This is a genomic window from Roseibium sp. (genome assembly GCF_051016195.1).
Lineage (GTDB): Bacteria > Pseudomonadota > Alphaproteobacteria > Rhizobiales > Stappiaceae > Roseibium.
The window spans coordinates 1,569,953-1,596,557 of record NZ_CP134616.1; the positions used below are offsets into that span (position 1 = coordinate 1,569,953).

At 59.9% G+C, this 26,605-nt stretch carries 20 protein-coding genes; 9 read left to right on the top strand and 11 right to left on the bottom strand.

Features of this window, described 5'->3' with window-relative positions:
- Positions 1 to 20 precede the first annotated feature (20 nt).
- The gene (locus RDA78_RS07235; protein WP_434054658.1) at positions 21 to 1,079 is read left to right on the top strand and encodes a DUF2125 domain-containing protein; all 1,059 of its coding nucleotides are present in this window, start codon (positions 21 to 23) and stop codon (positions 1,077 to 1,079) included.
- Positions 1,080 to 1,103: 24 nt separating this feature from the next.
- On the opposite strand, the gene RDA78_RS07240 is transcribed toward RDA78_RS07235, so the two are convergent.
- Positions 1,104 to 1,565 (bottom strand): GNAT family N-acetyltransferase, encoded by a 462-nt coding sequence (locus RDA78_RS07240; protein ID WP_434054659.1) that lies wholly within the window; start codon positions 1,563 to 1,565, stop codon positions 1,104 to 1,106.
- Positions 1,566 to 1,783: 218 nt separating this feature from the next.
- Between RDA78_RS07240 and yddG the strand changes: the two genes are divergently transcribed.
- The 3 genes from yddG (at position 1,784) to RDA78_RS07255 (ending at position 3,821) form a co-directional block, all read left to right on the top strand.
- Positions 1,784 to 2,626: an aromatic amino acid exporter YddG gene (gene yddG / locus RDA78_RS07245; protein ID WP_434056114.1), complete on the top strand. Its 843-nt coding sequence runs from the start codon at positions 1,784 to 1,786 to the stop codon at positions 2,624 to 2,626.
- 94 nt (positions 2,627 to 2,720) lie between these two features.
- Complete coding sequence (locus RDA78_RS07250; protein ID WP_434054660.1) at positions 2,721 to 3,605, top strand: HpcH/HpaI aldolase/citrate lyase family protein; 885 nt, start codon at positions 2,721 to 2,723, stop codon at positions 3,603 to 3,605.
- Between the two features lie 12 nt (positions 3,606 to 3,617).
- Positions 3,618 to 3,821 (top strand): DUF1737 domain-containing protein, encoded by a 204-nt coding sequence (locus tag RDA78_RS07255; RefSeq protein ID WP_434054661.1) that lies wholly within the window; start codon positions 3,618 to 3,620, stop codon positions 3,819 to 3,821.
- Positions 3,822 to 3,935: 114 nt separating this feature from the next.
- On the opposite strand, the gene RDA78_RS07260 is transcribed toward RDA78_RS07255, so the two are convergent.
- The 5 genes from RDA78_RS07260 to RDA78_RS07280 form a co-directional block, all read right to left on the bottom strand.
- Positions 3,936 to 4,709 carry a sulfotransferase gene (locus tag RDA78_RS07260; RefSeq protein WP_434054662.1) on the bottom strand — a complete coding sequence of 258 codons (774 nt, stop codon included), beginning with the start codon at positions 4,707 to 4,709 and terminating at the stop codon, positions 3,936 to 3,938.
- Between the two features lie 314 nt (positions 4,710 to 5,023).
- The gene (locus tag RDA78_RS07265; RefSeq protein ID WP_434054663.1) at positions 5,024 to 5,980 is read right to left on the bottom strand and encodes an ATP-grasp domain-containing protein; all 957 of its coding nucleotides are present in this window, start codon (positions 5,978 to 5,980) and stop codon (positions 5,024 to 5,026) included.
- A gap of 29 nt (positions 5,981 to 6,009) precedes the next feature.
- Complete coding sequence (locus tag RDA78_RS07270; RefSeq protein ID WP_434054664.1) at positions 6,010 to 6,663, bottom strand: LolA family protein; 654 nt, start codon at positions 6,661 to 6,663, stop codon at positions 6,010 to 6,012.
- Between the two features lie 84 nt (positions 6,664 to 6,747).
- Positions 6,748 to 9,528, bottom strand: coding sequence for a DNA translocase FtsK 4TM domain-containing protein (locus tag RDA78_RS07275; RefSeq protein WP_434054665.1), 2,781 nt, complete (start codon positions 9,526 to 9,528; stop codon positions 6,748 to 6,750).
- Complete coding sequence (locus RDA78_RS07280; protein WP_434054666.1) at positions 9,525 to 10,748, bottom strand: aminotransferase class I/II-fold pyridoxal phosphate-dependent enzyme; 1,224 nt, start codon at positions 10,746 to 10,748, stop codon at positions 9,525 to 9,527. The genes RDA78_RS07275 and RDA78_RS07280 overlap by 4 nt, the downstream gene beginning before the upstream one ends.
- Before the next feature lie 172 nt (positions 10,749 to 10,920).
- Here RDA78_RS07280 and RDA78_RS07285 point away from each other — a divergent pair, with 172 nt between their 5' ends.
- Positions 10,921 to 11,592 carry an SGNH/GDSL hydrolase family protein gene (locus RDA78_RS07285; protein ID WP_434054667.1) on the top strand — a complete coding sequence of 224 codons (672 nt, stop codon included), beginning with the start codon at positions 10,921 to 10,923 and terminating at the stop codon, positions 11,590 to 11,592.
- Here RDA78_RS07285 and RDA78_RS07290 read toward each other — a convergent pair.
- The 3 genes from RDA78_RS07290 to RDA78_RS07300 all read right to left on the bottom strand — a co-directional run bounded on the left by RDA78_RS07290 (position 11,582) and on the right by RDA78_RS07300 (position 13,725).
- A complete protein-coding gene (locus RDA78_RS07290) occupies positions 11,582 to 12,100 on the bottom strand; it encodes a hypothetical protein (protein ID WP_434054668.1) in 519 nt (172 codons plus the stop codon). The two genes, RDA78_RS07285 and RDA78_RS07290, sit on opposite strands and share 11 nt — an antisense overlap.
- Positions 12,101 to 12,122: 22 nt before the next feature.
- Positions 12,123 to 12,386, bottom strand: a complete 264-nt coding sequence (locus RDA78_RS07295) for a DUF1674 domain-containing protein (RefSeq protein ID WP_434054669.1) — start codon at positions 12,384 to 12,386, stop codon at positions 12,123 to 12,125.
- 169 nt (positions 12,387 to 12,555) lie between these two features.
- Positions 12,556 to 13,725, bottom strand: coding sequence for a glycosyltransferase family 87 protein (locus RDA78_RS07300; RefSeq protein WP_434054670.1), 1,170 nt, complete (start codon positions 13,723 to 13,725; stop codon positions 12,556 to 12,558).
- Positions 13,726 to 14,159: 434 nt separating this feature from the next.
- Between RDA78_RS07300 and htpX the strand changes: the two genes are divergently transcribed.
- The 4 genes from htpX to purH all read left to right on the top strand — a co-directional run bounded on the left by htpX (position 14,160) and on the right by purH (position 20,257).
- On the top strand, positions 14,160 to 15,122 hold the full coding sequence (htpX, locus tag RDA78_RS07305; RefSeq protein WP_434054671.1) for a zinc metalloprotease HtpX: 963 nt from the start codon (positions 14,160 to 14,162) through the stop codon (positions 15,120 to 15,122).
- A 139-nt stretch (positions 15,123 to 15,261) separates the two neighbouring features.
- A complete protein-coding gene (locus tag RDA78_RS07310) occupies positions 15,262 to 16,638 on the top strand; it encodes an RsmB/NOP family class I SAM-dependent RNA methyltransferase (RefSeq protein ID WP_434054672.1) in 1,377 nt (458 codons plus the stop codon).
- A gap of 229 nt (positions 16,639 to 16,867) precedes the next feature.
- Positions 16,868 to 18,544: a heparinase II/III family protein gene (locus tag RDA78_RS07315; RefSeq protein WP_434056115.1), complete on the top strand. Its 1,677-nt coding sequence runs from the start codon at positions 16,868 to 16,870 to the stop codon at positions 18,542 to 18,544.
- Between the two features lie 96 nt (positions 18,545 to 18,640).
- Positions 18,641 to 20,257, top strand: a complete 1,617-nt coding sequence (purH, locus tag RDA78_RS07320; protein ID WP_434054673.1) for a bifunctional phosphoribosylaminoimidazolecarboxamide formyltransferase/IMP cyclohydrolase — start codon at positions 18,641 to 18,643, stop codon at positions 20,255 to 20,257.
- 55 nt (positions 20,258 to 20,312) lie between these two features.
- Here purH and RDA78_RS07325 read toward each other — a convergent pair whose 3' ends face one another.
- Together RDA78_RS07325 and RDA78_RS07330 are read right to left on the bottom strand one after the other, a co-directional pair.
- Positions 20,313 to 21,692 (bottom strand): MFS transporter, encoded by a 1,380-nt coding sequence (locus RDA78_RS07325; RefSeq protein WP_434054674.1) that lies wholly within the window; start codon positions 21,690 to 21,692, stop codon positions 20,313 to 20,315.
- Between the two features lie 76 nt (positions 21,693 to 21,768).
- The gene (locus RDA78_RS07330; protein WP_434054675.1) at positions 21,769 to 26,580 is read right to left on the bottom strand and encodes an NAD-glutamate dehydrogenase; all 4,812 of its coding nucleotides are present in this window, start codon (positions 26,578 to 26,580) and stop codon (positions 21,769 to 21,771) included.
- Positions 26,581 to 26,605 lie beyond the last annotated feature (25 nt).

Genomic DNA, 26,605 nt, shown 5'->3' on the forward strand with positions numbered 1-26,605 from the left:
GAGCGCCCGAACCGAAAGCGATGAAAACTGTGTCAGAACACGAGAACAAGCCCAGCAAGCCAACCAGACGCCGGTACATTCTGCTTCTGTGCGCCATCGGGCTCGTGATCGCCGGATGGTCCGGCGCCTGGTTCTTCGGGCGGTCCGTGCTGGCGGACCAGTTTGAAACGCAACTGCGGGCCATGAAGACCAAAGGGCTTGATCTTTCCTGCTCTGACCTTGCCATCGCGGGATACCCTTTCCGATATGAAGTCTATTGCAGGGATCTTGCGTCCAACGACAGGTACGGCACAAAGGGGTCGCTCGGCGGGCTCAACGCCGTGGCGCTGATCTATAACCCCTGGCACATCATTTTCGAGGCCAAGGCTCCGGCAGCCATCGCCGAGCCGCTCAGGGGTCTCCTGGGCGAGATGAGTTGGGATACCGCCCGTGCGAGCGTGAAGTTTTCGAGCACGGCGCTTGGCGCGTTCGATGCTGTTCTGAGCAAGCCGGAAGCGGCATTTGAAAATCCGGTATCAAGGGGCCACTTTGCGGCGGACAAGGCGGAACTTCATCTGCGGACCGCTCCCGAAACAGCCGGTGCGGTGGACGGATTTGTTTCCGTCGACGCATTGCAGCTGAAGTCGCTGCCGGAATTCGGCGCGACAATCGACCTGCGCAGTCATGTTCAGGTGACGGGCGGCGCAGCACTTCTGAGCGGGGCGAATCTCGCCAGGCTGGTTCAGCAGCAGAATGGCCGCCTTCCCGTGAAACTGGTGCTGTTCGAAACCGTTCTGGGTGACAGCCGGATCAATGCGGCCGGAGATCTCCTGGTCAACGGGGACGGCACGATTTCCGGCAAGATCAACCTGATCGTCGGCAATGCAGACGGATTGCTTGACCTGATCGAACCCCTGTTTCCGCCTCAGGACAGCAGTTTTTCGCTTGTCAGAAGCGTGGTGCAGAGCCTGAAAGGTGCGGAAAGCGAGGTCGACGGCATTCCATCCATCACGCTTCCCGTTGCGATCGATCAGGGATTGATACGGATCGGCTTTCTCACCCTCGGCCGGATCCCGCCCCTCTTTTCAGCGGGAACATGACTGCACAGGGAGCGCCGCTGCCGCTCAGTCGCCGGCGATACGGTCTATCGGGATGACGTAACTCTTGCGATGGTCGGGTTCGGCGATCTTCTCGTATAGCGCCACGGCAGGTGCATTCTTGCCCGGAACGATCCAGCGCAGATGAAGCCAGCCGCGCTTCTTGCCTTCACTTACAAGAGCCTCGATGATCTTCCCGCCCGTTCCCTTGTTGCGATGATCCGGATGGACATAGATTTCGTCAAGCTGACCAATGCGCAGCCCCGTGATCAGTTCGGGAAGATCGAAATAGACACCAAACCCGATCAGTTCCTCACCCGAGAAGGCGCCGAGGACTTCCGCGTTCTTGTCTGAAAGGATGCGCTCAGCGTAGTAGTCGTCGGGGCGCCGGGGCGCTCCGCGCTTCAGGGCCTGCGCGTTTTCTGCGATGAGTGGCGCAAGCTTGTGAGCATCATCCTGCCCAAGCGTTCTGATTTCCGCAGTTGTCATGAAGTCCCCGGATATCACAGGTCAAAAAATCGTGCCCCAACATGTCCCGAAACAGGAGCCGGGATCAAGGACTTGAATCAATTTCTTCCCGTGTGCAAGAGCCTCTTTCGATTTTCGGCGATTCATGCCAAGAGCGCACGACACTCTGAAGCAGGCAATTGAACGTGGCAGATACGGGAAAAATCAGAGCAACAGCCATTGGCCTGAGCGCTGTCCTGATGTGGGCGACGCTCGGCGTCTTCGGAGCGGGTTCGGGAAACGTCCCTCCCTTCTTGCTGAATGCACTCTGCTTCGGCATATCCGGTTCGCTTGCGGCGCTCTGGCTGGTTTCTTCGGGAAAATTTGCTCTTCTCAGGCAACCGGTCAAGGTCTGGATCTTCGGCACGGCCGGCCTGTTCGGGTTTCATTTCTTCTACTTCACCGCGATCCGGAATGCGCCGCCGGTCGAGGCAAATCTCATCAACTACACTTGGCCGCTGTTGATCGTTCTCTTTTCGGCGTATCTTCCAGGGGAAAAACTGCGGGCGCACCACGTTCTCGGCACGGTGCTCGGCCTTGGCGGTGCCGCGCTTCTGATCAGCGGCGGCGACGGCATCCGGTTTTCAGGGGGTCATGCCATCGGTTACGGCGCCGCAGTTGCGTCTTCGCTGTTCTGGTCAAGCTATTCGGTCCTGTCCAGGAGGCTTGGCAAGGTGCCGACGGAAGCCGTGGCAGGCTTCTGTCTGATGACCGCGGTGCTTTCCGCAGCCTGTCACCTGATGCTGGAACAAACGGTCTGGCCGGGCGATGCCCTGGAGTGGGGTTCCGTCTTCGCGCTGGCGCTGTTTCCCGTGGGTCTCGCGTTTTTCACCTGGGACATCGGCGTCAAACGCGGAGACATCCAGGTGCTCGGGGCGGCTGCCTATTCGGCACCGTTGCTGTCGACGCTTCTGCTTATCGCCTTCGGCTTCGGTGCGCTGACGCTCTCCGTGCTGATCGCCTGCCTCGCGATCACGCTTGGCGCCGTGATTGCGGCGAAGGACATGATCTTCAGAAAGGGGGGCGGCAAGAGCGCCGTCTGAAAACAGACGATTTCTTCTCCCTTCGGTGAATTTCGCTGCGCAGCACAATCTTCTAGGCTGCACCAACTTGGTACAGTAGCCACAGGATGTCCCGATGACCGCAATGATCAGGCCCCGCCGTTCAGCCCTCTACATGCCGGGCTCCAATGCCCGCGCTCTCGAAAAGGCGAAAAGCCTCGATGTCGACTGCCTGCTCTTGGATCTTGAAGATGCCGTCGCGCCCGATGCCAAGGAACTCGCACGCAAGCAGATCAACGACGCAATTGCGGCGGGAGGTTACGGTGACCGGGAGGTGGTGATCCGGATCAATTCGCTTGAGACGCCCTGGGGTGAAACGGATCTTCAGGCCGCGATCCAGGCAGGTCCGGACGCAATCCTTGTGCCCAAGGTGAACTCGGCTGCCGATCTGCAGCGGGTCGCGCACATGCTGTCGCTCCACAATGCGCCTGCGAACCTGTCGCTTTGGGCGATGATGGAAACGCCCGACGCCATGCTGAACGCCGGCGCCATCGGTGCCTGTGGCAGGGACCCGGAAGTCAGGCTGGATTGCTTCGTCATGGGGACGAACGACCTTGCCAAGGAAACGCGCGCCCGCCTCACGCCCGGGCGGGCGGCGATGATGCCGTGGCTGATGACATGTGTTGCAGCGGCGCGGGCGGGCGGAATCGACATTCTGGACGGCGTCTTCAACGCCTTTCAGGACGAAGACGGGTTTGCCGCCGAATGCGCGCAAGGTGCGGAGATGGGCATGGATGGCAAGACCCTGATCCATCCGAAACAGCTTGCGCCTTGCCATGCCGCATTCAGTCCGACGGATGCGGAGATCGACTGGGCGCGCAGGATCAATGAAGCATTCGAACAGCCTGAAAACGCGGACAAGGGCGTGATCCAGGTAGACGGGAAAATGGTCGAGAGGCTACATGCGGACATGGGCAAGAGAGTTATCGCGATTGCCGATGCCATTGCCGCACGGGGTTAACAGGACACACAGATGAAACTCTACAGACTGATCACCGGGACGGATGACAGCGCCTTCTGCCATCGGGTGACCCAGGCGCTTAACAATGGCTGGGACCTTCACGGGTCCCCGTCGGTTTCATTCGATTCCGCGAACGGAGCGGCGATCTGCGCACAGGCAGTGGTCAAGGAAGCAGAGGGCGAATACTCGCCTGAAATGAAGCTCGGCGAGCAGTAATGGTCTGCAGCCGATCCGTCTTGAATGGGTCCAGGGTCCTGACCCTAGCGCGGTGAATTTGAAGTTCGCATCATCGTTTCAGCAGACTCCGAAGCGAACTTCAGATTCAGATGACTAGTGTTTCAGTCTGGTTTCCAGAAGCTCCGCCACCTTGGCCGCGTCAAACGGTTCCTTTAGGAAGTCGAACAAGGGTTCGAGTTTCCCGGCACCTTCCAGATAGTCTTCGTATCTCAGGCGGTGGCAGACCGCGGCGTTTTTCTCGGCATAAGCCGCGGTCAGGTCCTCGAAATTGTCCCATTTCCGGCGAACGTCGGAGGGCTGCATGTTTTTCCAGAACGACGATTTGACGACATTTTCAAAGTCGCGGTTCTGGAAAATGAACCGGCTGCCCGGGAAATAGGTCCGGATGGTGTCCAGGAATTTCGGGAAGTATTTCGGATCGTTGTGATACCGGATTTCCTTGAAACCCAGAACGCGGGCGTCTCCCTTCGGACAAAGCACCTTCGAGACGAAGGTATCGAACAGGCTCAGGGCGTAGTCGTCGACGTCCACATCCTCCATGCCGTACCAGGGGTCGAGCGACGTGCCGACCATCTTGCCGAAATAGGACCGTTCGCTGGAGCTGATCGACCGCTGCGGCTCCTGCCGTTGCTGAAAGTTTCCCTCGCCGAGAATGGCCGTCACCGACCGGCACAGGTGAACAAGCGCGTTGCAGTTTTCACCCCGTACGAAATATCCCGGTATGGAATTCAGCAAGTACTGTGTCAGGGTTGACCCGGACCGTCCGAATGCCACGACAAAGACGTACCCGTCCTTGGGAAAGTAAAGCGAAGGATACTGCCTGTGCAGCTGGAAACTGTCCTCCCGAAGCGGCAATACATTCGACATCTTCTTGATCTCCTAAACGAGCGGTCCCAATGCGAGTTTTCCGTCGCTGAAACGCGCTTTACCCCAACCACCTGCACGCGATCGTCCAGCATTCGCTCACACGACTTCCATGCGATGGCCCCTGTTATCGTCGAGCAGTATTCAGAGCCGGCGATCAGCGGCAGATGCAGAAATGAGACACGAAAGATGGCTGTTTTTTGTTGAATTGAAGTTTTACAGCGTCTGGGAATGAAATTAAGCTACAAAGAAAGAATTTAGATCGAAATTCTCCTCAGAAATCCAAATATTAATAACCCATTATCGTTATTTTCGAGCTATTTTTCAAACAATCTATTGAAGAGCATCGCATATATACTTCTGACGCTTTCCGCTTCTCTGGGGCCCTGCCGGAAGAGATTGTTCAGCCCGGGCGCAGCGTTTACTTCAAGGACGACCGCGTCAGCGCCGGTCCAATCGCCGCCCCGAACAATCATGTCGACACCTGCATATCTGAGCCCCAGCGCGTCAGCCGCCTTGCGCGCGATTTCAGGGATTTCCGATCCAAGCTTGTCTGTCACGATTTCGGCGGCTCCACCCGCGGAAAGATTGGTGACGGGCAGCAGCGCGACGCTGTTGCCTGCTTCCGGAACACTTGCGCGTGTGAGCCCTTGCAGTGTCAATGCCGCATCGATCCTGCTGTCTGCCGAGAGGGCTCTTTGGTCACGGCCGATCAGTGCGGCGATGCTCTGCCGTCCGTCGCCGGTGACATGAGGTGCCTTGCGCTCGATGGCACAGAGGACCTCTCCGTCAAGAATGATGACGCGCAGATCGCGTCCTTGGATCTCCTGCTGGACAAGAAGCTGCATGTGGGTGTGCGAAAGCAGCTGGAGCGCGTTGCGCAGTTCAGAGCCGCCATGGATGCGCATGACGTCCTGTCCTTCCCGACCGATGTTGGGTTTCAGGAAGAGGGGAAAGCCCTGTTTTTCAGCGAACCGCGAAACGGACGGAGGCATTTGATTGCCTTTGCGTATCTCCGCGCCGAAGACCAGAAGGCTTTCGGGGACAGGAATACCCGCCTGTTCAAGGAAGTGGAGCGAATAGGCCTTGTCATTCGCGATCTCGGCACTGCCGAGCGGATTGATGTCGAATCGCGTTCCCTTGAACAGCCAGCGCTTGCCGTTTGCGTTTTCCACACAGCCCGCGTGACCGTGGCTATCGCCGGCAGTCAGGCGGAGGCCGTGTTCGGTGCAATAGAGTTGAAGCAGCTCAAAAACGAGCGACCGGCGGTTCATGTCTCCGGTTTGCGACAGCCCTTTGCCGTTCAATTCCGGCCTTTGCGCTGGTTGGCATTGGCCAGGTAGTCGATCTTGAAGAGATCGGGGTTGGTCGGGGCGTTGGAGACGACATTATAGACGGCAACGGATGTGTCGTAGCCCTGCTGATCTGTCACGGTCCATTGCTTCAGGGCGAAATTGTCTGTGTCGAAGATGAGCGTCAAAGTTCCGGAGTTGAACCGTGTCTTGTCGAAAATCGTGACGGTGATCAGATCCTTTTCGACAAGGACATTCGTGACGTTGGTGTCTTTTTCAAGGTCGATGGTGTCGGACAGCAGGAACCGGAGCGGGGTTTGGCCCAGAGGCCAGATATCCTGGGTGTTCAGCTTGCGGTCTTTCACCGAGACGGATTTGCCGTCGGCCACGATGTCGAGAACGGACGGCTTGTTGTAATAGAAACGAACCTTGCCGGGACGCGCCATGTAGAACTTTCCGTCCGACTGGCTGCCGTCAGGACCGAACTGGATGAAGTCGCCGTGCATCGTTTTCACGGAGTTGAAATAGCTGCTCAGCTCCTTGAGCGTCTTTTGCTCCTCCTGCGTCAGCGCGTGCGCCGGCAGCAGACATGTGAGAACCAGAGCTGCTGCCAGAAACAGGCGGCCAAAATGTTCTGCAAGACGGGAGGCAAAGCGTGTCGGCATGATGCAATGTCCTAGGTCGTTATATGTCGCGAATACTATACCTCAGGTAATGACCCTGTGTGGCAAAGCTTTGGCATTTGCGGCCTAAAACTCGTCCTCGACGCCGTTTTGCACGAGAATTTCCCGCTTGCCGGCGTGGTTGGCCGAGCTGATGAGCCCTTCCTGCTCCATCCGCTCGATGAGAGATGCGGCACGGTTATAGCCGATCGAGAGCCGTCTCTGGACATAGGAGGTCGATGCCTTCTTGTCCCGGAGCACGATCGCAACTGCCTTATCGTAAAGTTCGTTGCCCTCACCGCCGCCGGCAAGACCGCCGCCACCGTCATAGGGGCTTTCGGCCTCGTCTTCCTCTTCTGTAACGGCTTCAAGATATTGCGGCGTTCCCTGGAGCTTCAGATGCTTGACGATGTCTTCGACCTCATCGTCGGATACGAACGGTCCGTGAACGCGCTGTATCCGCCCGCCGCCCAGCATGAACAGCATGTCGCCCATGCCGAGTAACTGCTCGGCGCCCATCTCACCGAGAATCGTGCGGCTGTCGATCTTGGAGGTCACCTGGAACGAGATCCTGGTTGGGAAGTTGGCCTTGATCGTACCCGTGATCACGTCGACCGACGGGCGCTGGGTTGCCATGATCAGGTGAATGCCGGCGGCACGGGCCATCTGCGCGAGGCGCTGGATCGCTCCCTCAATGTCCTTGCCCGCGACCATCATCAGGTCGGCCATTTCGTCGACGATCACGACGATATAGGGCATTTTCTCGAGCGGCAGTTCCTCTTCCTCGTAGATCGGCTGGCCGGTATCCCGGTCAAATCCGGTCTGAACGGTGCGGGTGAAGCTTTCGCCCTTTTCGAGGGCCTGCTTGATGCGCGTGTTGTAGCCGTCGATGTTGCGCACACCCATCTTGGACATTTTCTTGTAGCGGTCCTCCATCTCGCGGACGGTCCACTTCAGCGCAACAACAGCCTTTGTCGGGTCAGTCACGACCGGTGTCAGAAGGTGCGGAATGCCGTCATAAATGGACAGTTCCAGCATCTTTGGGTCGATCATGATCAGTTTGCACTGTTCCGGTGTCAGCCGGTACAGCAAAGACAGGATCATGGTGTTGATCGAAACGGACTTGCCCGAACCGGTGGTTCCGGCCACGAGCAGGTGAGGCATGCGTGCCAGGTCCGCGACGACGCTTTCGCCGTTGATCGTCTTGCCGAGTGCAAGCGGGAGTTTCGCCTTGGACTTTTCGAAGTCCTGTGCGGCGATCAGTTCGCGCAGAAGCACGGTTTCACGGCGTGCGTTCGGCAGCTCGATACCGATCGCATTCTTGCCGGGGATGACGGCGACACGGGCGGAGATCGCGCTCATTGACCGGGCGATGTCATCGGCAAGCCCGATAACGCGGGAGGACTTGATACCGGGTGCCGGTTCCAGCTCGTAGAGGGTGACAACGGGGCCCGGGCGCACTTCGATGATCTCGCCGCGTACGCCGAAATCCTCAAGGACACCTTCCAGAATGCGTGCATTTTGCTCCAGGGCATCGGCCGACAGTCCGGGGACCTTGCCGCTTGCCTTCGGCTCGGAGAGCAGACGCAGCGGCGGCAGTTCATACTCTTCCGGAGCGCCCAGGAAGGACGGCTGGGCTTCCTCAATCGCTCGTTTGCTCTGCTTCGGCCTCGGCGCAGGCGGTATGACGCGGCCGGTCTGGGGCGCCTGGTGTGCGGGTTGGTCCGAAGCGGCCTGTGGCTGGTTCGGTGCCGCGATGCCGACGGGCATGGTCTGCGGGCCGGCGACCGGTCCCTTGTCGCTCAGCAGGTCGTCGGGTTCGAAACCTTCGCCTTCCTCGTCGAACGGTGCGTCCATCAAGGGTCCGTCAAGATCGTCGTCTTCCGCGTCGCGGCCACGCTCATAGAATTCATCGAGGCCGTCGTCGTCGCTGGGCATCAACCGTCCGCTCAGCGCGCGCCGCAATGCGGACAGCCTGCCACCCTGCCGGCCGACCTCGTGGTCGTCGCCTTCGTCCTCGCCGAAACCGTCCTCGTCCCAGTCCTCGTCCGCATGCCGCGTGCGGTTCAGTCCGGTAACCCGGCGCAGCGTTGCTGTTGCCTGAAGACGCCAGTGCTCGACCTGGCCCACCATGGCGCTGAAGAAGACGGACAATCTTGATTCGGCATCATCATCATCGAGGCCGAGTTCCTCCTCCACAGATCTGCCATGGCCCTTTGCGGCTGTGCCGCGCGTGCCGGGTGCCAGATCCCGTTCAGCGTCGAGATCGTCCTTGCCGCCAAGCCATCCGGCCGCCGACAAGAGAAAGAAAATAGCCGGAACACCAAGCCCGAGACCGCCGATGATCGTCGCAGCGCCTGAGGTCATGTTCGCCGTGATGAGCGCCGGCACCTGATGAACGGTGTCACCGAAAAAACCACCCAGACCGGTCGGAAGGGGCCAACTCTCAGGAACGGGAAGGGCCGCAAGAGCACCGGCCGACAGGCTCGAACCGATCAGCCAGTAAGCCAGCCGCCTGCGTCCGATTCCAAGGGCGTGCCCCGCCATGAGTCTCCAGCCCCACAGAACCAGCGGGACGAGAAAAACGGCGGTGGCCAGCCCGATCGTTTGCATGAGGATGTCTGCAATGATGGCGCCTGGAGCTCCCAGTGCGTTGCGAACCGTGCCGTCGGTGGCGTGATTGAGGCTCGGGTCGTTCACCGACCACGTCGCAAGGGCGGCTGCAAGCATGGCCGCGAGCGCAATGATGCCCAGTCCCGATGCGCCGACCAGATTGCGCCGCAGGAAACGCTTTATCGGGCTTTCGGTGTCCAGCAGGTCGACTGGTGACCGGCGGCCATTGCCGCGAACTGCACTGGCGCGTCTCATGCCTTTTCTCCAAACCATTTTGCCATTCGCTCAAGCGCAACTTCTGTCTGTTCGAGCGGCGCGGTCAGCCCGACGCGAATGAAGTCACGGCCCGGGTTGGTGCCGTCCGACTGATCGGAGGCGAGGTATCCGCCCGGAACGACCTTGACCCCGCAGTCACTCCAGAGCCGGCTGGTGAGCGAAATGCCATCGCCCCAGCGGCTCACGTCGAGCCAGAGGAAGAAGCCGCCCTCGGCGGTCACCTTTCCCATGATCGGGCCGAGATGCCGCTCGGCAGCCTCGAATTTCTGATTGTAAAGCCGGCGGTTCTCCATCACGTGGGCTTCATCCTGATAGGCGCGAACCGCTACGGCCTGCGCTGGCAAGGGAACCTGCGGGGCGGCCAGCCCCCTGAACTTCGCCCACTTTCGCAGAAAGTCCGGGTCACCTGCGGCAAAGCCGCAGCGCAGGCCGGCGAGGTTCGAGCGCTTGGAAAGTGAATTGAGAACAATGATGTTACCGAAGCCGCCTCCGATTGTCTTTGCGGCCTCCAGGATGCCTGTGGGTGGCGCATCCCGGTATATCTCCGAATAACACTCATCGGCAAAAATGTAGAACCGGTGTTCGCGGGCAAGGCCGATCAGCTTGGTCCAGAAGGCGAGGTCGGCCGGATACCCTTCCGGATTTGTCGGAGAGGCGACATAGAACGCAACGGTTTCGGCCAGCAGATCCGGGTCAAGACTATCGAGGTCCGGCAGAAAATTGTTCCCCGGAACAGCATCCAGAAGCACGGCGCGGGCATCTGCGACATGCGCGGCTGCCGCGTAGGTCTGGTAGAACGGGTTGGGCAGGATCACGACAGGATGATCGAGATCCTTGGCAAGCTGATCCCTCGCTGCAATTGCGCCGAAGGACAGACCTTCACGCGACCCGTTCAAGGGCAGAACGCCGTCTTTCGGATCTACCGCCCCCTCCAGATTGTATCGCCGGTCAAGCCAGCCGGCGACGGCGCTCCGGAAGGCGTCCGAGCCGGTGATCGGCGGATAGCGTCTGAAATCGACCATGTTTTCGGCAAGAACTTCCGCCGTAAAATCGGGAATGGCGTGCTGTGGTTCACCGATCGTCATGATGATCGGATCAAGTCCGGGGCTCTTGCCGTCCAGGAGTTCGGCAAGGCGCTGAAAGGGATTGGAGCTCGGCAGAACAGCGCCGCGCGTATAGGCTTGAGAGCTGGCAGTCATGCAATATCCGGCAGTCGTTACGCAGTACTTTGATCCGACCCTATCGCCCTCTTGGTAAATCTCTGATTAACCAAGGAACAAATGGTGACTTTGTTGATGGCCGATTGCCTGCTGAGCGGTTCTTTTTTAAGGTCCTAGGAGAAAATCCGATTGTGATCGCAAAGGGTTGCTCATGACGCTGAAAAAGGATCCCGTTTCCGTCGTCTGCTTCGGAGACTCGCTCACCTGGGGCTTCAATCCGACGGACAAGTCCAGGTACGGCCATGATGTCCGCTGGACGCGCCGTTTGCAGCAGGAACTCGGGGCCGATTTCTTCGTGATCGAGGAAGGCGTCAACGGCCGCACCACCGTTTTTGAAGACCCGACGCGCGGCGACAAGAACGGGCTTGCGCATCTGATGACGGTGCGCAAGACCCATATGCCGATCGACGTTCTGATCATCATGCTCGGATCGAACGATCTGCAGGACCGGTTCAACATGAGCGCGAATGCGATCGGTCTTGCCATGGGCAGGGTCCTGTTTGCCGCGACGCAGCCAACAGACGATGTCGAGGGGCGCGCGCCGAAGGTGCTGCTTCTGGCTCCGCCTCCGCTCGGGGATTTCACCGGTCTCGAATATGAGGGCCTTTATTCGAACGCGCATGGCGGCGTCCAATCCAGGCGGCTGGCCGAGGTCTATGCCGGCCTTGCGGAGCAGTACGGGACGGCGTTTTTCGACGTCGGGCGCATCATGTCACCCAGCCCCAGGGACGCCGTGCATTTCGAGGCGGAACCCCAGGCGGAACTTGCCAGGGCGATCGCAGCCGAGATTCGGAAACTTGTCGGCGGCCGCGTCACGGATTGATCCGCTCCAGCGCCTTGCGGATGCGCACCTTCACGGAGCCTGCCGTTTCCCGCATCATTGCCTTGTTCAGCCGGTCAATGGCCTGGCACTTGTGAACCGGGAACCGTTCGGCATGAAGCGCGAGCGCGTAATAGGCCCATGCGCGCAGGAACTTGTTCTCCGAGTCGAGCGCATCGAGAATGAACGCCTCGAGCGGCGTTTCCGCATCGTGCGGTATCGTCAGATGGTCAAGATACTGCAGAACGTGAAGGCGGGTTTCCCAGTGGCTGAAATCCGACATCGCTGCGATGTGCCGCGCCGTGCGGCTTTCCGACAGCCTTGGTTCGCCATTCTCGAACAGATGCTTCAGGAGCCAGGTCGCGCCGCGCGCGCAGTTCTGGCGTGCGCTGAGCCCGACGAGCCGGTCCACGAAATCCGGTTGTGCACGAAATGTCTCGCAGGCGCTCTTCAGCGCTTCCGTTGCCTTGCCATCCCAGTCGGACAGCAGTTGTTCGAGATCATCGCGCATTTTGCGGGCTGCGTTGGTGCCGTCAGAAGTCGACGGTCAACCCCTTGATTTCCCAATCATCATAACGGGTCGGCTCAAGACCGCCGCGGCCATTCACCTCGTCCGGCAGGGCGTTCTGTTTTGCATCGATCTCCTGGCGCCGCGCCTCGGCCTCCTTGAGCGCGCGTTGGGCGGCTGGCGGCAAATCCTCGAAGCGCTTTTTCGGCTTGTCTTCGACCTTGGCCGCAAGACTTGGTGCATCGCTTTGGCGATAGGCTTGCGTCGGATTGTCTGGTTCGTCTGTCATGATCGTTTGCGGTCGTTCGGTTTCCACGCTGAGTTCGTGCTGTCGGGTGCAATATAGGGCACGCCGATCAGGTTTTGCATCTGTTTGGTGCCGTTTACTCTCAAAAAGCCGGACAGGTTTATCCGGTTCATTGCGGCGAGACCACCAGGCGGCGGGCGCGACGAAGGCGTCAGGCTCGTTGCAGGACCTCGTCGTTTTGAAGCGCCGGCCCGGATGCTCTTCGCCTTATGAGCAAAAAGAAGCCCGTGACCAGCAAAGCCATCAGCACGAAGACGGTGGCCGCGTGCGCGGTAAGGACCGCCGGCAGGAGCGACAGCAGCAGCATGTAAATCAGGGGCTGCATCCAGGTCATGCCGGCCAGAAACTGAAGTTCGATAGGCCAGTCGGGGAGCGCGCGGGCAACAAACAGAACGCCTGCAGCGAACAGCGGCCAGCTGTAATACATGAATGACGGTGCAAAGAGTGCGCTGAGGAGCAGAACCATTCCGACGCGCAATTCGTAGGGCCAGGCCTTCGGGAGGCGGAAAGCGCAGATCGCACCGGCGAGAATTGCCGCCAGAACGAGCAGCGTTCTTGCATCCGCCGCGACATCAAGCCTGCCGAGAAATGATCTGAAGGACGTGTCCCACTGCAGGGCCGTCAGTGCGTACGCCTGATACAGCGGCTTCGAAAAGGATGCGAGGTAGCTTTCAAAGATGCCGGGCCCGTACATCAGCAACGTCAACGACGCCATGGACAACGTTCCCAGCGTCGCCCAGGCGATGCACCGCCATGCGCCAATCCCGGCCAGAAAGAACGGTATCAAGAGCCCATATTGCGGCTTGATCGTTGCAACCGAGAGTGCGAGCCCGGACAGAACCGGGCGCGACTTGGCGTTCATGGTTGCAAACACGATGAGCGCGATTACGAAAACGGACAGGTTGAGCCGCAGCAGGATCTGAACGGGTGCCGCAGAGGCGGCAAACAGCGCTGAAAGAGCGAATGTCTGCCCCGCCATTCGGGGTATTGCAAGAAGAGCAATTACCGTCAGGCAGACGAAACCGATCTTGACCGCCGCAAAGTCAGTCCAGGCAAAAGGATGAAACACCGGCAATGCGTGCGGAGGGTTGAGGAAGATCAGATCCGAGAGCAGTTCAGACAGCCCTTGCCGAAACATAGCCGGCTCATAAACATCTGTTACGACTTCATAGTTTGCCATTTCGGACGCACGATAGAACGCGGCCATGTCTTCGACGCGCGTTTCCTTGAGCGATGACGGCAGATGCAAAATCGGACGCCTCGTGTTGAAGAGACAGACCAGGGTTCCGAACGCGGTGATGATCAGCAGCCAGAGAAACACCGGGCCACCGAAACGTGCCTTAACGGCAGGAGAGTCCCAAAAGGGCAACAGACTGGGCGATGAAGACAATTTACTGACCTTACGGAAGAAGGTGAAGGAAGGAAGTTAAAAACCTTAAGTTGCATTTAAAGTTGAAGATTCCATTAAACCTATGATTGCACACTATCTAGTTGTGCGGAAATTGCCTGCTTTTCGAGATGATCATTCGCAGGACAGGCGACGACCGAAAGTTCGTTTCTTACTGCGGGAACTTCACCGGAACATAAGGCGTGTGGACTGCGGCCTGAACGCAGGTGCTGGCGCCGCAAGATCGTCACGCGGATCGGCTAAGCTTGCCAAGTTTGCCGATAATACCCATGTTCAGTCAGGATTTTTGACAGGCTGCGGTGGCGCTGACACCGGCAAACGAGAACAGGAAACGGACACCAGACGCGATGAACTACGTACGGACGGCAATGTTGCTGGCGGCAATGACGGCGCTCTTCATGGGCATCGGCTTCATGATCGGCGGCCAGGCAGGCATGATGATCGCCCTTGCGATTGCCGCGGCGATGAACCTGTTCAGTTACTGGAATGCGGACAAGATGGTGCTACGCATGCACCATGCCAAGGAGGTCGACGAGCGTTCCATGCCCGACTTCTATCGCATGGTGAAACAGCTTGCCCAGAATGCCGACCTGCCAATGCCAAAGGTCTACATCATCAACAATCCGCAGCCCAACGCGTTCGCGACAGGCCGGAATCCGCAGAATGCCGCGGTTGCCGCGACGACAGGCCTTTTGAACATGCTGACGCCCGAGGAAGTGGCAGGTGTCATGGCGCACGAACTTGCGCACGTGAAAAACCACGACACCCTCATCATGACAATCACGGCGACGATTGCGGGTGCGATTTCCATGCTGGCGAATTTTGCATTTTTCTTCGGCGGCAACCGGAACAACCCGCTCGGCATTGTCGGCATGCTGTTGATGATGATCGTGGCGCCCATGGCGGCGATGGTCGTCCAAATGGCCATCTCCAGAACGCGCGAATATGCCGCCGACCGGATGGGCGCCCAGATATGCGGTGAGCCCATGTGGCTGGCTTCCGCTCTCGGCAAGATCGCGGGCGGCGTGCAGCGCATTCACAACCCGGACGCGGAAGCCAATCCGGCGACGGCACACATGTTCATCATGAACCCGCTGTCGGGTGAGCGCATGGACAATCTGTTTTCGACGCACCCGAACACGCAGAACCGGATCGACGAATTGCGCAAGCTGGCCAATTCCGGTCTGGGAACGGGCGGGAGCGCGGATTTCCGGGCAGGAGACAACGCACCCCGGTCAGGTCCCTGGTCGGGAATGGGCAGCCGTCCGGCCGACAACACGCCGGAGCGTTCAAAAGGCCCGTGGGGATAGGTGCCGGACGGAAGTTCAGAATTTTCTTTTCCGGACTTGGTAATCAACGTAAAGTCTGTCACACGCGCCGCAGCCGGAGATCCGGATCTGCGGCGCTTCGATTTCAACGACACTATGCGACCCTCAACAGGAATACGTCTTGAACAATCGCGGGAACAGCCGGTCGGCCCCGTCCGGCAAAAAAGAGAGCCAACAACCGGACAAACCCGGATTTGCGGCCAGAAAGGTCGCGGCGGACATTCTCGGCAATGTCGTTCACAAGAAGAGACCCCTGGACGGGGAACTCGACGCCTCCTCGGGCCATGCTGGATTCCGCGCACTGGCGGGAAACGACCGGTCGCTGGTGCGGGCGATCGTCGGCGCTTCGTTGCGCCGCCATGGGGAAATTTCCGAAATTCTCGAAAGACTGCTCGATCGCCCGATCCCGGAAAAGACAGGGCGGGTGGTCGATATTCTGCATGTCGCGATCGCCCAGATGCTCTTCCTGGATATCCCGGACCGGGCTGCTGTTTCGATTGCCGTCGATCATGCCGCACTTGATCGGAGGGCCCGTCCCTACAAGGGCCTTGTGAACGGGGTTCTGCGCCGGCTTGGCCGCGAACGATCAGACCTTGTTTCGGATCTGGACCCGGAGCGGCTGAACACGCCGGACTGGCTGTGGCAGAGCTGGACGGAGGGATATGGCGCGGAAACCGCCAGGAGAATAGCTTCGGCGCACCAGAGTGAAGCCGCGCTGGACCTCAGCGTCAAATCCGATCCTGAAAGCTGGGCCGAAAGACTGGACGGGCGCGTTGTCGTCCGCAGCAGCGTCAGGCTGAAACGGAAAGGTGCCGTCGAGGCGCTCGAGGGCTATGAAGAAGGCGCCTGGTGGGTCCAGGACGCGGCTGCTTCGTTGCCGGCGCGCCTGCTCGGCGACGTGCACGGGCAGCGCGTTGCGGATCTTTGCGCGGCGCCCGGCGGCAAGACCGCGCAACTGGCGGCGGCAGGTGCCGAAGTGACCGCGGTCGACATCTCGAAAGGGAGACTGAAGCGGCTTGATGAAAACATGCAACGGCTGAACCTGGCGGTGCAAACGGTTGCTTCCGATTTGCGGGACTATGTGCCCGCAGCTCCATTCGACGCCGTCCTGCTCGATGCGCCGTGCAGTGCGACCGGAACGATCCGGCGGCACCCGGATGTCGCCTGGATCAAGAAACCTTACGACATCGAGAAACTCGGTGATATACAGCACCTGCTGCTCGACAGGGTTCTTGACTGGGTGAGACCCGGTGGCCTGATCGTTTATTGTACCTGTTCGCTCGAAAAGGCCGAGGGTGAACTGCAGGCCGATGCGTTCAGGGACCGACACTCCGGAAAGGTCGAGCTCGTGCCCGTGGACGCGCAGGAGGTCGGCGGTCTGCCGCACCTGATCAGCGAGGATGGCTATCTCCGGTGCCTGCCGCATCACAAGGCCGTCGCGGGTGAAGAAATCCGGGGTATGGACGGTTTCTTTGCGGCTCGATTCAGGCGCTCTTAACGTAGCTTAAACCGTTCACTTGCATTGTTTCCTTAAATGAAATGCTAACCTTAATAGTCTGTTTCAGTATTGAAGAGCTCTGAAGGGCTCTGGAAACCGGAGAATTCACAATAGTTGCGCGTAAACCATCAGTCTCGGGGATGGTTTGGTGAATATCGCTAGCCTGAACGAAAGAAGCCGCGTCTGGCGGCTCGTGGCCCTGCATATCTGGCACCGTACCCTGAAATGGATGCATGGCGGACCTTTCTTCCGCCTGCAGCCGTTTTCGTCTGTGCCTTCGCGCCTGTTGATCGCACCGCAGGATCTGCGGACGTCCGACGAGACCAATGCAGCCGATATTTATGGCGGCAGGTTCCTGTTTTCAGGACATCTTGTCGAAACGCAGGGACGCTCTCCGTTTGAAATGAACGCCGTGCACGAGGACTGGCAACGAGAACTGCACGGCTTCGGCTGGCTGCGGGACCTCAGGGCCGCCGACAGTCAGATCGCAAGGCAGAATGCGCGCGTATTGGTAGAAGACTGGATGAAGTACTGCGGCAGGCGGCATCCGATCGGCTGGGAAGCCCCTGTCGTGACCCAGCGGATCCTGTCCTGGCTCGCTCATTCGCCCTTCATCCTTCAGGACGGCGATCACGAGTTTTATCGACGCTTCGTCAAGTCGCTCGCCAGACAGGTGCGCTACCTGCGCCAGACGATCAACGAAACCGAGGATGGGGTCGTGCGGTTGCGGGCTGCCATGGCGGTTGCGTCCGCCTGTATCTCCATGGCGGGCCAGGGCAGGTTCGCGCGGCAGAGCATCCGGCGTCTCGATCACGAACTGACGCGGCAGATCCTTCCGGACGGGGGACACGTTTCACGCAATCCGCGCGCCCTGATCGACATTCTGGCGGATCTCCTGCCTCTTCGGCAGGCCTTTGTCGCACAAGGGCTGGAAATGCCGCCGGCCATGCTTCAGTCCGTGGACCGCATGATGCCGATGCTCCGGTTTTTTCGTCACGGGGATGGCGCCCTGGCCCATTTCAACGGCATGGGGTCCACACCCAGCGATCTTGTGGCGACTGTCCTTGCCTATGACGACGCGCGGGGCGCACCTCCATTGAACGCTCCGCATTCCGGTTACCAGAGACTGAGCGGGGGCAACTCCGTCGTTCTGATGGATACAGGTACCGTTCCCGCGCTTTCCGTCTCCGGCGATGCGCATGCAGGATGCCTGTCGTTCGAATTTTCCTCCGGGAACAACCGGCTTGTCGTCAATTGCGGTGTGTCACCCCGCTCCAATCCGCTCTGGCGAAAGGTCAGCCGGTCGACCGCGGCGCATTCAACCCTGACCATCGAAGACACATCCTCCTGCCGGTTTCTGTCTGAAAAGCCGTTCGGCAAGATGCTCGGCTCTCCCATCCTGTCAGGCCCGTCCTATGTCCCTCTTGAGCGGGAAGATGACATGGCGGGAAGCCGCATCACCGCCTCTCACGACGGCTATGCGGCGGATTTCAACGTTTTCCACGAGCGTGATCTGCGCCTTTCGGGAGACGGGACTGTCCTTGACGGCATCGATACCGTGAGAGCGCTCGGCACAATCGACGCCGGGCACCGCTATGAGCTGCGGTTTCATCTCTACCCCGGCCTCAGAACCTCCCTGTTGCGGGGCGGATCCGCCGTGCTCATGGTTTGCCGGGACGGCGAGGCATGGGAGTTCGAAGCGCCCGGGAGTGAATTGACTCTGGAGGAGAGCATCTACCTTTCGGATGTCTACGGCCACCGAAAGACGGAACAGATCGTTGTCACGGGATCTCTGCTTGAAAAGCCTTCCGTCGGCTGGCAATTCAGGAAAACGGCGACGGCCAAGTTGAGCCGCCGCGGCACAAGCGAGTTCGACGAACCGGATGAGCTGCCGCTCGAAGAATAAGCGCGCTTCCATCTGCCCGCGGACCTTCCGATTTTGCCAAAGACATGTTAGGGCGTCGTCGAACCCCCCGATCGTCCCCTTCTGCGAGGCAAATTCATGGCCATTGTGTCCAAAGCCGTTCCTGTTCCCGAACTTGTGCCCGTCAAGCGCGCCCTCCTGTCCGTCTTCGACAAGACCGGTCTTGTCGCGTTCGCGCGGGCGCTGTCTGAACGCGGTGTCGAGCTTGTCTCGACAGGCGGGTCATACAAGGCCCTGGCGGATGCAGGTCTGGCGGTCATGGACATTTCAGAGGTGACCGGATTTCCCGAAATCATGGACGGGCGCGTGAAGACGCTGCATCCGAATGTCCATGGCGGGCTGCTCTCGATCCGGGACGATCAGGATCATATGGCGGCCATGACCGAGCACGGCATCGTCGGGATCGATCTGTTCTGCGGAAATCTCTATCCCTTCGAGGACGTTGTCGCTTCGGGCGCGGACTATGCCACGGGGATCGAGAACATTGATATTGGCGGACCGGCCATGACCCGCGCAGCCGCCAAGAACCATGCTTACGTGACGGTTGTGACCGACCCTTCCGATTATGATGATGTGATCGCGGAGCTGGATGCCAATCAGGGGCAGTCGCCGATCGGTTTGCGCAAACGGCTCGCGCTCAAGGCCTTCGCGCGCACCGCAGCCTATGATGCGGCGGTTTCCAACTGGATGGCGGACCAGCTTGAGGAGGCTACGCCTGCGCACCGCGCGGTCGGCGGAGCGCTTGCCGAGGTGATGCGCTACGGTGAGAACCCACACCAGACGGCCGGTTTCTACAAGACGGGCGAGAACAGGCCGGGTGTCGCAACGGCCAGGCAGATCCAGGGCAAGACGCTTTCGTACAACAACATCAACGACACGGACGCTGCGTTTGAGCTCGTCAGCGAGTTCGATCCGGCGCGCACGAGCGCGGTGGCCATCATCAAGCACGCGAACCCTTGCGGCGTGGCCGAAGGGGCAAGCCTCAGAGACGCCTATGAAAAGGCGTTGCGCTGCGATCCCGTGTCCGCGTTCGGCGGTATCGTCGCCCTCAACAAGACCCTCGATGCGGAGGCGGCCGAGGAGATCGTCAAGGTCTTCACCGAGGTGATCATCGCGCCCGATGCCGATGCGGCCGCGCGGGAGATCATCGCCGCCAAGAAGAACCTTCGGCTTCTTGTGACCGGCGGACTGGCTGACGCACGCGAACAAGGCCTTTTCGTCAAGTCGGTCGCGGGCGGTCTGCTGGTGCAGTCGCGCGACAACGGCGTGGTGGATGCTCTGGATCTCAAGGTCGTGACCAGGCGCGCGCCGAGCGATCAGGAGTTGGCGGATCTCAAATTCGCATTCCGGGTTGCCAAGCACGTCAAGTCAAACGCGATTGTCTATGCGAAGGACGGCGCCACGGTCGGTGTCGGTGCCGGACAGATGAGCCGGGTGGATTCGGCGCGGATCGCCGCACGCAAGGCGCTCGATGCCACGCAGGCCGCAGGACTGACAGAACCCCTCACCAAGGGCTGCGTGGTCGCGTCCGACGCCTTCTTCCCATTTGCCGACGGCTTGCTGTCGGCAGCTGAAGCGGGTGCAACGGCGGTGATCCAGCCGGGCGGTTCCATGCGCGATGACGATGTGATTGCCGCGGCCGACGAGGCCGGTCTTGCGATGGTGCTGACGGGGATGCGCCACTTCCGCCACTGATTGGTCCGCGGGGTGTTCACGCACCCTTGCACCAAATGCAGTGCGCGTCAGAGGACTATCCGGTGCGCCGCTCGGTCACATAGAGCATCAGGGCGAAACCGACCGCAAAAAAGACCAGAACCACCGACATGCCGCCGGCCTGGCTGCCCGAAAGGGCGGTGACAATGCCGACGGCGAGCGGTGCCATGAAACTGGTGACCTTTCCCGACAGGGCCAGAAGACCGAAATACTGTGTCATGTGCTCTCTGGGAGCCAGACGCACCAGAAGGCTGCGCGAGGAGGCCTGCAGCGGACCGGACACCGCCCCTATGACAGCGCCGAGGGCGATGAACATCTGTTCCGGCAAGGAAGCAAACTGTGCGCCTGCAGGGGCTTCCTGGGTCTTGATGAAAAACAGCACCGTTGTCTTGTCGATCGAAATCATGCCCAGTCCGCAGATCATGAGAACGACGAGCGACACAAGGATCACGGGTTTCGCGCCGAACCTGTCGTCCAGCCGACCGGCCAGCAAAAGACCGGCGATCCCGGTGATGATCACGATGATGCCGAAGACACCGATTTCGATTGATCCCCAGCCGAGCTGGCCGGCGGAATAAATGCCGCCAAAGGCGAAGAGGGCAACGAGCCCGTCCTTGAAAATCATGTTGGCGATCAGGAACTGGAAGATATTCCGGTTCGTCTTTGCCTGGGCAAGGCTGGCCGCCAGTTCCGCGAGGCCTTTGCGCACCGCCGTTGTGATCTTCTGTTTCGCGGGAGCATCCGGCACGAACAGGAACATGGGAACCACGAAAACGACATACCAGAGCGCGGAGAAGGGGCCGGTGACCCTGTCGCCTTCCTGTGTTGCCGGATCGAGACCGAAAACGGGGCTGATCCCGGCGAGCGTCTTGCCGGTGTCCGCGCTGGCAGAAAACAGCAGCAGCGCGATCGCAAGCGTGATCAGTGCGCTGACATAACCCATTGCCCAGCCGAAGCTCGACAGCCTGCCGACCCGTTCATGGGGGACAAGCGACGGCATCATCGCGTTGTTGAAGACGGTGGCGACCTCGATACAGAGCGTGCCGACCGCGAAGGAGACGAGGGCAATGGCAATGCCGTGGTTTCCGCCCGGTGCGGCGTACCAGAACATCCAGCAGCAGATAACGAAGGGAATGGAAAACAGGAAGATCCAGAGCTTTCGCCGGCCGGTCGCATCTGCCACCGAACCGAGGATCGGCGCGAGCAGGGCAATGCCGAGACCCGCAGTTGCCGTCGCGAAGCCCCAGAGCGATTGGCCCTCCTCGGGTGTCGCCGCCAGAACGGATGCGAAATAGGGGGAAAAGACGAATGTCGTGATCAGGGTGAAGAACGGTTGCGCCGCCCAGTCGAACAGCGCCCAGGACCAGATGGCGCGGCGATCCGTGCCTTCGGGAAAGTCAGTGGTAACATCGGTCACGTCACACCCTTTTTCGACTGAAAAGACCGGCAGAGGTACTGCCGGCCTCAAGTTTACACAGTCGACTGACCGACTGTTATGCAGAACCACAGATTTCGGCGAGCAGGCCGGCCGCGACCGTGAACTTGGAAACGCTCAACCCGCCGTCCAGAATCTCGTTGACCGCTCCGTGCCGGCTTTCCGCCTCGTCTGCATGTTCCGTCAGCCAGTTCGAGAAGCTGCCGGCCCTGATCGCGGCACTCGCAATGTCGCGATGGGCGGAGAACAGGATCGCGCGTGCGCGATCGAGCGCCAGGCCATCATAGTAGTCACGGACTTCCAGACCGCTCGCCAGTTCGTGCATGTTGCCGATCTTGAAGTGGTGCGCCACCTGGTAATAGGCCTCCGCTGCCGTCTCGAGATCGGCTCCGGTTTCTTCCGATACGATGACGATGTCGGGAATTGCCTGTTCGGCAATCAGCCAGGCGATTCTTCGGGCCAGCGATTCGGGAACGCCTTTTTCCTCGTATTCCGCGGCGCGGGCATTGAGGAGCTCCGCCGGTTCCTCGGGCAAGAGGCTTTCCAGGCGTTCGCGTAATTTGGCAATACCGTTTCTGAAGCGGTCAACGACGGCCGACAGGCCCTTGTCGAACTGGACATTGCGCTTGAACCAGACCACCCGCTCCAGGAGCAGCGACTGCACTTCGGTATAAAGGTCCAGCTGCAGGCCGCCGTCTATCCTGGTGTCCAGCGCATCGATTTCCGTATTGAGGTCGGTCAGGTCGAAACTGTTGCGGACCGCGACGAACCCTTGAGCGATTTCTGTCGGTGTCGCACCCGTCTGATCCATCAGCCGGGTCAGGAAAGTCGCGCCACCCCGGTTGATCATGGAGTTTGCCAGCATGGTTGCGATGATCTCGCGGCGCAGGCGATGGCCGTTGATCTCGTCCTCATAGGCTGTCGCCATCTGTTCGGGGAAATAGCGGAACAGTTCTCTCGCCAGATAGGCGTCATCCGGCACGGAGCTGTCCAGCAGCGAGTCGTACAGGGTGATCTTGGCGTAGGCCAGAAGGACACCAAGCTCGGCCCGGGTGAGGAGCTGTCCCGCCTTTCGCATTTCGCGCAGGGTAGCTTCGTCGGGAAGCTGTTCGACGACGCGGTCCAGCAGATCCGCCTGTTCGAGCTGGCGCATCATGCGAACCTGGAAGCCGAAATCCTCCTGTCCGCGCAGTTGCATCATCGATATGGCGAGTGTCTGCAGGTAGTTGTTGCGCAGCACAAGGTCGGCAACTTCGTCCGTCATGTCGGCGAGCAACGTGTTGCGTTGTTCCAGGGTCAGCTTGCCTGACTTGACTGCCGCACCGAGGGCGATCTTGATGTTGACTTCCATGTCGGAGGAATTCACCCCGGCGGAATTGTCGATCGCGTCGGAATTGCATTTGCCGCCGTTCTTGTTGAACTCGATGCGGGCCAGCTGGGTAAGACCCAGGTTCGCACCTTCGCCAATGACCTTCGCGCCGACATCGGGCGCCGTAATCCGGATCGGATCGTTGGCCCTGTCGCCGGCGTCCGCGTCCGTTTCCGTGGTTGCGCGGATATAGGTGCCGATGCCGCCGAACCACAAAAGGTCGACACTCATCTTCAGGATCGCAGTCATGACCTCCTGCGGTGTTGCCGCGGCTTTTTCCAGGCCGAGCAGTGCCTGGATCTCCGGGCTCAACGGGATAGACTTCAGTTGACGCGAGAAGATGCCGCCGCCCTTGGAGATCAGGTCGGTGTTGTAGTCGTTCCAGGACGACCGCCCGAGATCGAACATGCGCTTGCGTTCATCCCAGGTCTTCGCCGGATCCGGGTCCGGATCGATGAAAATATCCCTGTGATCGAACGCGGCAACCAGCTTGGTGGCCCTGGACAGAAGCATGCCGTTGCCGAAGACGTCACCGGACATGTCGCCGACGCCGGCCGCCGTGAAGGGTTCGGTCTGGATGTCCCGGTTCATTTCGCGGAAATGACGCTTGACCGCTTCCCAGGCGCCGCGCGCGGTGATGCCCATCTTCTTGTGGTCATACCCGGCGGAACCACCGGAGGCGAACGCATCGCCGAGCCAGAAATGCCGGCCTTCCGAAATGCCGTTCGCGGTATCGGAAAAGGTCGCGGTGCCCTTGTCGGCCGCGACAACCAGATAGGGATCGTCGACGTCGAAACGCTGGACCCGTTCGGGCGGCAGGATCCTGTCTTCATCGAGATTGTCCGTGACATCCAGAAGCGCGTTGATGAAGATCTTGTAGCTTTCCGTGCCTTCCTTGAACCAGGCGTCCCGATCAGTGATCGACGGCAGTTGCTTTGGGACGAAGCCGCCCTTGGCGCCGACCGGAACAATCACGGCGTTCTTGACCTGCTGGGCCTTGACCAGTCCAAGCACCTCGGTCCGGAAATCCTGAGGGCGGTCGGACCAGCGAAGGCCGCCGCGCGCGACCATGCCGAAGCGCAGGTGAACGCCTTCGACGCGCGGGCTGTAGACAAAGATCTCGCGGAACGGCCGCGGCTGCGGCAGATCGTCGATCTGGCGGCTGTCGATCTTGAAGGCGAATGTCGGCTTCGGCCGGCCGTCGGGATCCAGCTGGTAGAAGTTGGTCCGCAGCACCGATCCGATGGCGTTCTGGAACCGGCGCAGGATGCGGTCATCGTCAAGGCTCGACACGTCTTCCAGATCCACGCTCAATTCGCCGGCAAGCCGATCGGAACCGAGTTCGCGGTCTTTGTCCGTTACATCCGGATTGAAGCGGAGATGGAACAGCTCGACCAGCTTTGCCGTGACTGCCGGATAGTTGTTCAGCGTGCGCCACATGTAATCTTCGGAGAACGGGATGCCTGCCTGGCGCAGGTATTTGGACAGGGCCCGCACCACCGCGACATCGCGCCAGGCAAGGTCGGCGGTCAGGACAAGACGGTTGTAGCCGTCGTTTTCCGCGAGGCCCATCCAGATTGCCATGAACATGCTTTCCAGCCGGGTCTGGAGTTCCCCCGGCAGATCGAAGTCTTCTCCCGACTGGCTTTCGAGGGTCATTTCATGCAGGTATGACATCGGCGTGTCGGCCGGCGTGACCCGGTAGGTCCGCTCGTTGATCACGTTGAAACCCATGTTTTCCAGAAGCGGGACACGGGCGGACAGCGGGATCGGCGAGCCGCAGTGATACACTTTCAGCGACAGGCGATTGCCGCTGGATCCGGGCGGCCTGTGGAATGTGATCGTCGTGTCGTCGAGTTCGCTCAGCGTTTCCAGTTTCACAATATCGGAAAGCGCGGACTGGGCGTTGTAGACTTCCTTGTAGCCACCGTGGAAAGACAGCGCATAGCGCTCGGCCAGTTGGCGTGCCTGAACCGGGGGAAACTCCTTGGTCAGGGCGTCCTTTACGTTGTCCGACCAGGTGCGGACCATGTCCGCAACGGCGGATTCCAGTTCCTCCTGTGCCGGTTTCGGCGTCTCGCCGGTATCGCGGCCGATAATGTAGTGGACCCGCGCAAGCGGACCTTCCAGATAGGTGACATACCAGGCCGACAGACGGCCCTCGTAGACGGACGCCAGATAGGTTCCGATGTTGATCCTGACCTCGGTCGAGTAGCGGTCGCGCGGGACAAACACCAGGATTGAGACGTAGCGGTCGAACTTGTCCGGCCTGGAAAGCACGCGGATGCGGGGGCGCTCGTCCAGTTGAAGAATGGCGATGGCGAAATCGTAAAGGCGCTCACGCTCGATCTGGAACAGTTCGTCGCGCGGAAAGGCCTCCAGAACGTTTCGGAGCGCGCGTCCCGAATGGCTTTCCGAGCCGTAGCCGGCACGCGCCAGGACGCTGGCGACCTTGCGGCGCAGGAACGGGATGGTGCTGGTGGGCTCGGTGTAGGCCGTTGAAGCAAACAGACCGACAATACGCAGTTCGCCGGTCAGACGGCCGTCATCGTCGTAGATCTTGGCGCCGACATAATCCATGTGCACCCGACGGTGTACCGTGCTGCGCACATTGGCCTTGGCAATGATCAGCGGTTCGGGGTTTTTCAGGAACTCACGGATTTCGGGCGTGATCTGGACATATTCGGAGCCACGCCTGAGAACGCGGACGTCGGGGTCCGTCAGCAGTCCGAGACCGGTTCCTTCGGACGGGGAGAGTTCACCCTCGTCAACGCCGCCTTCGAACTTGTATTCCCGCATGCCGAGGAAAATGAAGTTGTTCTTCTCCATCCACTCCAGAAAATGGATGGCCTCCCACAGATCGTCGCTGCTGCCGGGGATCTGCGTGGTCTTGAACGTGTCGATCGCTTCGGCAAGGCGCTCCTGCATCGGCTTGAAGTCGTCAACGACCGACCTGACCGAGGTCAGTACGGCGTTGAGCCGAGCCAGCAGGGCATTGCGGGCTTCATCCGAATCGATCCGGGTCACGTGGATATGAATGAAGCTTTCCTGCCGATCCTTTCGCTTGGGCGGCTTTTTCCGGGCGACCGAGGACATCAGCTTTCCGTTTTCGTCGCGTTCAACGATGAAGATCGGGTGGAGCACAAGATGGACGTCGAGCTTGCTGTTCTGCAGCTCGTCCATGACCGAATCAACCAGGAACGGCATGTTGTCGTTGACGATTTCGATGATCGTCAGGCTGTCGATCTTGGGGTTCTTGTTCTGTGTCGAGGGGTTGGTGATGCTGACGCGATGGGTGCCCAGCTCGTGGTCCTGAAAATCCTGCCAGGCACTCCTGGCAAAGCCGTTCAGCTCCTCGGCGGTATAGGCAACGAGATCTTCCGCGGCCGCCCTGTCGTAGAAGGCAGCCGCGAACTCAGCGAGGGCAGGGCTTTCCTGGTTCAGGCCAGCGTGGACCGCGTCGATGAGTTTCTGTTTCTCGACGTCATGTTTGTCCGGCATTTCTTACCCCCTAGGCGATCTTATT

Bases quoted from the DNA above. Each gene is read 5' to 3' on its own strand.
- RDA78_RS07235 (WP_434054658.1), top strand. From the start codon at position 21: ATGAAAACTGTGTCAGAACACGAGAACAAGCCCAGCAAGCCAACCAGA.
- RDA78_RS07240 (WP_434054659.1), bottom strand. From the start codon at position 1,565: ATGACAACTGCGGAAATCAGAACGCTTGGGCAGGATGATGCTCACAAG.
- yddG (WP_434056114.1), top strand. From the start codon at position 1,784: ATGTGGGCGACGCTCGGCGTCTTCGGAGCGGGTTCGGGAAACGTCCCT.
- RDA78_RS07250 (WP_434054660.1), top strand. From the start codon at position 2,721: ATGACCGCAATGATCAGGCCCCGCCGTTCAGCCCTCTACATGCCGGGC.
- RDA78_RS07255 (WP_434054661.1), top strand. From the start codon at position 3,618: ATGAAACTCTACAGACTGATCACCGGGACGGATGACAGCGCCTTCTGC.
- RDA78_RS07260 (WP_434054662.1), bottom strand. From the start codon at position 4,709: ATGTCGAATGTATTGCCGCTTCGGGAGGACAGTTTCCAGCTGCACAGG.
- RDA78_RS07265 (WP_434054663.1), bottom strand. From the start codon at position 5,980: ATGAACCGCCGGTCGCTCGTTTTTGAGCTGCTTCAACTCTATTGCACC.
- RDA78_RS07270 (WP_434054664.1), bottom strand. From the start codon at position 6,663: ATGCCGACACGCTTTGCCTCCCGTCTTGCAGAACATTTTGGCCGCCTG.
- RDA78_RS07275 (WP_434054665.1), bottom strand. From the start codon at position 9,528: ATGAGACGCGCCAGTGCAGTTCGCGGCAATGGCCGCCGGTCACCAGTC.
- RDA78_RS07280 (WP_434054666.1), bottom strand. From the start codon at position 10,748: ATGACTGCCAGCTCTCAAGCCTATACGCGCGGCGCTGTTCTGCCGAGC.
- RDA78_RS07285 (WP_434054667.1), top strand. From the start codon at position 10,921: ATGACGCTGAAAAAGGATCCCGTTTCCGTCGTCTGCTTCGGAGACTCG.
- RDA78_RS07290 (WP_434054668.1), bottom strand. From the start codon at position 12,100: ATGCGCGATGATCTCGAACAACTGCTGTCCGACTGGGATGGCAAGGCA.
- RDA78_RS07295 (WP_434054669.1), bottom strand. From the start codon at position 12,386: ATGACAGACGAACCAGACAATCCGACGCAAGCCTATCGCCAAAGCGAT.
- htpX (WP_434054671.1), top strand. From the start codon at position 14,160: ATGAACTACGTACGGACGGCAATGTTGCTGGCGGCAATGACGGCGCTC.
- RDA78_RS07315 (WP_434056115.1), top strand. From the start codon at position 16,868: ATGCATGGCGGACCTTTCTTCCGCCTGCAGCCGTTTTCGTCTGTGCCT.
- purH (WP_434054673.1), top strand. From the start codon at position 18,641: ATGGCCATTGTGTCCAAAGCCGTTCCTGTTCCCGAACTTGTGCCCGTC.
- RDA78_RS07330 (WP_434054675.1), bottom strand. From the start codon at position 26,580: ATGCCGGACAAACATGACGTCGAGAAACAGAAACTCATCGACGCGGTC.